General features: G+C 35.5%; 5 protein-coding genes. 4 read left to right on the top strand and 1 reads right to left on the bottom strand.

The window, feature by feature from the left end; translation table 11 throughout:
* Nucleotides 1-337: 337 nt before the first annotated feature.
* Nucleotides 338-1,249, top strand: coding sequence for a peptidylprolyl isomerase (locus tag HMPREF2988_RS08680; protein ID WP_024634852.1), 912 nt, complete (start codon nt 338-340; stop codon nt 1,247-1,249).
* A gap of 315 nt (nt 1,250-1,564) precedes the next feature.
* Nucleotides 1,565-1,933, top strand: coding sequence for a hypothetical protein (locus tag HMPREF2988_RS08675; RefSeq protein ID WP_070770442.1), 369 nt, complete (start codon nt 1,565-1,567; stop codon nt 1,931-1,933).
* Between the two features lie 67 nt (nt 1,934-2,000).
* Here HMPREF2988_RS08675 and HMPREF2988_RS08670 read toward each other — a convergent pair whose 3' ends face one another.
* The gene (locus HMPREF2988_RS08670; protein ID WP_024636103.1) at nt 2,001-3,515 is read right to left on the bottom strand and encodes a helix-turn-helix domain-containing protein; all 1,515 of its coding nucleotides are present in this window, start codon (nt 3,513-3,515) and stop codon (nt 2,001-2,003) included.
* 159 nt (nt 3,516-3,674) lie between these two features.
* On the opposite strand from HMPREF2988_RS08670, the gene HMPREF2988_RS08665 reads away from it, so the two are divergent.
* Together HMPREF2988_RS08665 and HMPREF2988_RS08660 are read left to right on the top strand one after the other, a co-directional pair.
* Nucleotides 3,675-5,648 carry a VWA domain-containing protein gene (locus HMPREF2988_RS08665; RefSeq protein WP_070770441.1) on the top strand — a complete coding sequence of 658 codons (1,974 nt, stop codon included), beginning with the start codon at nt 3,675-3,677 and terminating at the stop codon, nt 5,646-5,648.
* A 96-nt stretch (nt 5,649-5,744) separates the two neighbouring features.
* The gene (locus HMPREF2988_RS08660; RefSeq protein WP_002340946.1) at nt 5,745-6,629 is read left to right on the top strand and encodes a diacylglycerol/lipid kinase family protein; all 885 of its coding nucleotides are present in this window, start codon (nt 5,745-5,747) and stop codon (nt 6,627-6,629) included.
* Nucleotides 6,630-6,765 lie beyond the last annotated feature (136 nt).

Here is a 6,765-nt window from a genome sequence, read left to right as displayed (position 1 = left end):
AAAAAATGTCTGAAAAATCGGACATAAAAGAGTCTATTTTTAAGATGACAACAGCGGTAAAGAAAGAACAAAAATGATAGCACTTGTTCTAAGGATTCACAGTTTTGCCAAAAGCATAACGCAAGATAGACTTGAAAAACGATAACAAAAGAAGTAGTATATTAAGGTGTGATATGCTACTTGACATTTATTCTGCTGAGCGAACTTTCTGGATGGTATAGACTTCTATCTATTCAGGCCGTATCAAGCAGATTAGTAGAGGTGTTCTAGATGTTTTTCATCTTGAGCACCTTTGTTTTTAGCAATTCGCAAAAAACGAAAGTAGGAGAACAAATAAATGAAGAAAAGATTTTTAGCACTTGCCATCGTACTAGGCGCTGGTTTATTGTCAGGCTGTACGAATGCTGGTGAAAAAACAGCCGTTAGTTATAAAGGCGGCACAATCAGCGAACAAGAAGTAATGGATAGCTTGAAAAAAATGCAAGGAGCAGATTCCACTGTGCAACAGTTGATCGTTTATCAAGTATTTGAAGACAAATACGGAGATGACGTATCAACTAAAGAAGTCGATTCCCAATATGATCAAACAAAGAAACAATTGGGTGATTCATTTGATTCACAATTGAAAACTGCAGGTTACACTGAAGAAACATTCAAAGACAGTATCAAACAAAGCTTAGCCTTCCAAGAAGGTCTAAAGAAGCATATCAAATTGACTGATGAAGATCTAAAAACGGCTTGGAAAACTTTCCATCCAGAAGTAGAAGCTCAAATCATCCAAGTAGCAAGTGAAAACGATGCAAAAGATGTGAAGAAAGCTGCTGATAAGGGAGACGATTTCTCTAAATTAGCTAAAGACAAGTCAACTGATACTACGACAAAAGAAGATGGCGGAAAAGTAAAATTTGATTCCACTACTACAACGGTTCCAACAGAAGTCAAAGAAGCAGCTTTCAAGTTGAAAGACGGTCAAGTTTCTGATGTGATCACTTCTACTAATACCTCAACTTACGCGACAGAATACTACGTAGTCAAAATGGTGAAAAACCAAAACAAAGGCAACGACATGGATAAATACAAAAAAGAATTGAAAGAAATCGCGACAGACACAAAATTAAGTGACAGTACCTTCCAGAATAAAGTGATTGGCGAAGTATTGAAAGACGCTAATGTAAAAATCAAAGACAAAGACTTTGAAAATGTTTTGAGTACATTCACTTCAGATTCCAGTACAGCAAGTAGTAAATAAGCAGAATAAATAAAAAAGTATGAACTATTTAAACCAATAAAACTGTTCATCTAAATCTTTTTATTAGAACTAAATCAACAGTAGTTTCATTACTACTTGATTTAGTTTTTTTTATTTAAACAATTCTTTGTTTTAGTTGGAATTCAAGATAGCCACCCTAGATATTTCTCTGTATAATCTTAAATAAAGAAAACGATATCAAAAAATATACGTATAAGTAGATAAATGGAGTGATTTTGCAAATTTCTTTTATTTCTAGAAGTTATTCACGTATAAGGATTGGTTTTTCACACAAATAAAAAGGCAGGAAGTACAATGAATCATTTGTATATAAAATATATTCATCGATTTTCCGTTTTGGTGTTAGGCACCCTGATTATAGCAGGGATTGTAGCATTTATTATTCAAGGCCATGAAACGTTAACGATACATCAAGAGTTTTTCAGTTATGCATTTGGTATTCCTCTTATCGCTATGAGGTTTGACAACAAAAATTGGAAGAGACGCTATTACATTCTCCTGCTATTTTTGTGCTTTTATCTGCCACCTAAAATTTTCAGTTTGTTAGGTGTCTATCAAATAATATTACCTTTTCGTTCTTATTTTGCTGTATTGAGTGTTCTCATTTTGGTTGTTTTTATGTTTTATCGTTTTAAGAATTCTGACCCACCTAGCAAAGTTTAGATGAGTGGGTCAGGATTTTTTGAGTGAATCGATAGTATGAATTGAATTTTTGTAAGCAAAACAACTTTTATGATGGGATAAGTGTATCTAGTTTTTTCTGTATAGCCAGTAAATCTGATAAAGTAACTTGTGCGTTGATCAATAAAGTTTCGGTAGATCCTTCTAATTCTGTGATTGGCGTGGTACTCAAACAAAAATCATAATTCTCTTCTTTCAGGGAATGGCTGACCTCAATTGGATAATAGCTTTGGAAAGTAGTCTGGATTCGTTCAATGATCCCTTGCTCAATCGTAAAAGGTAAGTCGGTTTCAACTTTTATTTTTATTTTGTTTGAGAAACTGATAGGTCTGGCGACCATAGACCAAGCAACCGCTACATGTAAGGATAATCCATCTTGTTTATCTGGTTCTTTCGAATAGATCTTGTTTCTCTTCACTAATTCTTCCGATTGTTGTAACAAACCGGTGAATTTGAGAGATAAATATTCTTTTAGATTATAACCAGTTAAGGAATAGTCCATTTTTCCAAACATTTCTACAGAGAGGATACCTGTATATAATGTCACAAAAATCATTCTTTTCTTTTCTTCATCAACCAATCCAGTATCGGCTTTTTTTATTAATTGCGGATAAAGTGACATGATTTTTTCTATTAGAGTGCTATCATTTCTATGAGTATCGATATCAGCCAAACAGTCAGTATTTATGTTTTTTTGATGGAAATCAGCACGTGAATACAGCCATAAAAAAATAAATTCGATATTTGATCTATCTAAATGGTAATGGGCACTTAATTTTTCCGCTAATATATTTTTAATAGATTGCATATTCTTCATATCTGATGGTGATACTGGCTGTTTGACAAAAGGGAATCGATCAACGACAGAATGTATTTCCTCATCGATCTTCAAACCTTTGCGTGTTCTTAGAATCGTCACAGCCAATACATAACAGGAAAGTTTTAATTCGATTGTGTTAACAGGAATCTGACATTCATGGTAGATTTCCGTGACGATCTTTTCACATTTTCTTTGAGATATACCCGTAAAAGGCCAATGCAAGCCAGAAAAGACCCGCCAAAAAAAAGCCACCATAAAGAAGCGTATACGCATCTCTTTACCGATTAAGTGAACGGTACCTTTTGATTTCTTCAAGGAAAAGTCCATGGGTTCAAGCAGAGATGCTAACTCATGCATTCTTTTCCGAACACTTGATTCAGAAACAAAATTATCATAGGCGAATTTTGCGATGATGATCTCATTATCAAGTAAGAGAGTCTCAAGCAATTCAAAAAAAGGATTCGATTGAAGGACTTGTCTTGATAGGATCTTATAGTCTTTTTTCGAGCCATTGAATTTATAGCCTTGTCCATGCTTAACTGATAAAACTGCCATATGTTCTTTCTTTGTCATATAGGGTTTGTTCAACAACAAATCATAATATTTATAGACTGAGCGTCGATCCATTTTTAGACATTCACTGATTTCTTCTGTTCCCATGAATCGTTTGTTCTTGTATAAAAGCTTTAACAGTTCTAGTTCTTTCTTTGTTTCATTGCCAAAAAAAGAATGAAATACCTCCATTATTTAGACTCCTCGCTACATATATTCTATTATTGTAAATCATAGCATATGTTTTGTACCATTTTGTACTTTAATTGTACGATTTATTGTCTGTTAAAGTACTAGAAATCCTCTATACTGACTTCTAATAGTGAATAAAAGGGAGGAGATTGAATAAAGATGTGTAATAGAATAACTAAAACGAACCTGGCTAGCATGTTGATGATAGTGTTTAGTTTAGTTGCAGTGTTTTTTGGGGGAGACACATTTGCCGAAACAAATGCTTTTCATTATCAAAACAACGCAGAAGGGGAATTTTTGACAAATGGGGTAAAAGAAGGCGATACGTATAACTATGACTATGGGAATGCACCTGAAGCAAATTTTGATGAAGAAGATTATATAAATTATGAAAACAGCGCATTTGTAAAAAAATCTGTAAAAAAGGCAGAAGGAATACAAGGATTATTCGATGTAACATTAGCTATCAAGGGAAATCAATTAAAAAAACCAATTGACCTAGTAATGGTCATTGACTATTCTTCTTCGATGACGGGCGAAAAATTATCAAACGCACTAAAAGGCTTACAAGAATTTGGTGAAGAACTTGATGATTCCTTAGAAAGTGGGAACATCCGTATTGGAATCGTGGCATATAATCGCTTTGTTTATTCAACAGATGATTTTTTGACAGATATCAATCAACTGGAGTATTTTTTGAGAAATACAGCTGAAAGTCATACGGGAACATTCATGCAAAAAGGATTGCTGGAAGGCCAATCACTTTTAGAAGAAAAGAGCAGACCAGAAGCAGAAAAAATGTTGGTGCATATCGGAGATGACAGTGCTAATCGAAGTTATCTCCCTAAAGAAACTGCACAAGTATTTCATAATTCAGGAGAAATTGTGGATTATAACGGGTACCATACGGATCAATATGTCACAGAATTCCAAACGGACTCAGAAAAATATCAAACAAGCGGTAGTTCGACAGATCCAAATGCGGTTTCTGTAAGCAGTTCTCTTATCAATGATGCGACATTAGGAACAATCATTTCGATAAAAAATGCAGGAATCAAATGTTATTCTGTAGCAACAGCTCCTTCATCGCGAGGCGAATATATAGGCAGAAATCTAGCTTCTTCCCCAAATAATTATTTATCGATTGATGAGAATCTGACTGGCCTTGGAAATGCATTGAAGGAAATTGCGAATGGAATGGATAAAACAATTGTTAATGGTACAGTTACTGATCCAATGGGGAAAGATATCTTGCTGCAGGGAACTGGGGCATTTGGTCCTTCATATTATCAGCTGCAAGGTTGGAGTAAAGAAGAAAACGGAGAATGGCAAGCGGATGAAACTGTTCTAGGGAAGACTGAAGTGACTGAGAACGGGCAGATCATCAAACTAAATCATCTTACATTGGGAAAAAATGAAAAAATCACTTTTACGTATCAAATACGATTAGCTACGGAAGCAGAAGCCTTCAAAGGTGAAACATGGTATTTGTGTAATGGACGGACGACTCTTGATCCTTTGAACAATGGAGAACTTCTCGATTTTCCTATACCATCAATCAAGGCACCTACTGTAAAATTGAATATCAAGAAACAGTGGAAGAATATAGAAACTAATCATATACCAACTTCTATCCAATATGTCATCAAACGACAAACTGTTACCAATAATGAAAGCTGGATCACCTCAGACCCACTGATGTTATCTAAAGAAGAGGATTATGCAACTTCAGTCTATCAGGTACCCATTGCAGGTATTTCCTCTAGTTTGCCTCTTTACAATAATAACGGTGAGAATTTTATTTATAGTGTAGATGAGATAGACGTGCCGGATGGATTCACGTATGAGGTGATAAGTGATAGAAACAGTTTCACGATTATCAATACATTAGAAGAAACAGAGCCAAGTACGACAGAGCCAAGTACGACAGAGTCAAGTACGACAGAGCCAAGTATGACAGAACCAAGCACAACAGATAAGCAAATAATTATTGCATCTCAAGACTCGTCTAACGGTCCTGATAAGCAATTGCCTAAAACTAATGAAAATAAGAAGAGCTCTGTTATACTCACAATTATTGGTCTGTTGGCAGTAGTCACTAGTGGATATGTACTTATCAAGCGTAGAAACTAATCATAAGAAACATTAAAGCGATACTTCATCACAGCCTAATTTTTTTCTTTATGCTATCGTTATATTAAAGAAATCAATGAGAAGGGAAAGAAAGTGATGAAAAAAGTTTTATTAGTGGTAAACCCCAGCTCAGGCGGTGAACAAGCAAAGGAATTTGAGCAATTAGCGATAGCAAAATTGGAGTCGGTGTTTGATGAAGTGGTCGTCTTGCATACAAAAAAAGCAGGAGATGCAAAAAACTTTACTCGCGAGGCGGCTGTGGAAGGGTATCATAGTGTATTTGTCATGGGCGGAGACGGAACAGTCAACGAAGGAATCAGTGGAATCGCTGAACAAGAACATCGGCCAAATTTCGGCTTTTTCCCATTAGGTACGGTGAATGATTTGGCTCGAGCATTAGGGATACCGCTAGAACCTGAGGAAGCGATCAATCATTTTTCGATTGAATCAGTCAAACCATTGGATATTGGAAAAATAAATGATGACTATTTTATGAATGTCGTTGCAATTGGCTCTATTCCTGAAGCAATCAACGATGTAGATGCGGAGAAGAAGACGAAATTCGGAAAACTAGCTTATTTCATGTCAGGAATCAAACAGTTAGCTTCCACACAATCCTACTCGTTTCACGTAGAAGTTGATGGAAAGAAGGAAGAGATTGAGAGCAGTACCTTGCTGATAGGACTAACTAACTCAGTCGGCGGATTTGAGACATTGCTTCCAAATGCAAAAGTGGATGATGGTAAGCTCCATTTAGTTTATTTAAAAGATTCTTCTTTGATCGATACGCTTAAAACATTGCCAGACCTATTAAAAGGAGTAGATGAATCAACGAAAAATCTAGCCTACCTTACTTGTGAGCAATTAGTTGTGTCATTAGCTGATGAGGAAGAATTGACGACGAATGTTGATGGTGATGAAGGGGACAAATTACCTGTAAATATCAAAGTATTGCCCTCACATTTACAGGTTTATTGTTAAAATGGAGGTTGTGACCGAGGAGTTGGCGGGAGAACACCGCTTGTTCGGGATAAGGGACTGTGACAAGACTTTGGTCACAGCCTTTTTTTTGTACAAAAAAGAAATTTACACCTAATAGAAAAATTTTTCCATAAAA

The sequence above is a fragment of the Enterococcus sp. HMSC061C05 genome (genome assembly GCF_001814765.1).
Classification (GTDB): domain Bacteria; phylum Bacillota; class Bacilli; order Lactobacillales; family Enterococcaceae; genus Enterococcus_B; species Enterococcus_B lactis.
Note: the sequence above shows the minus strand (reverse complement) of the source record. Positions and strands in the feature narration are given on the sequence as shown.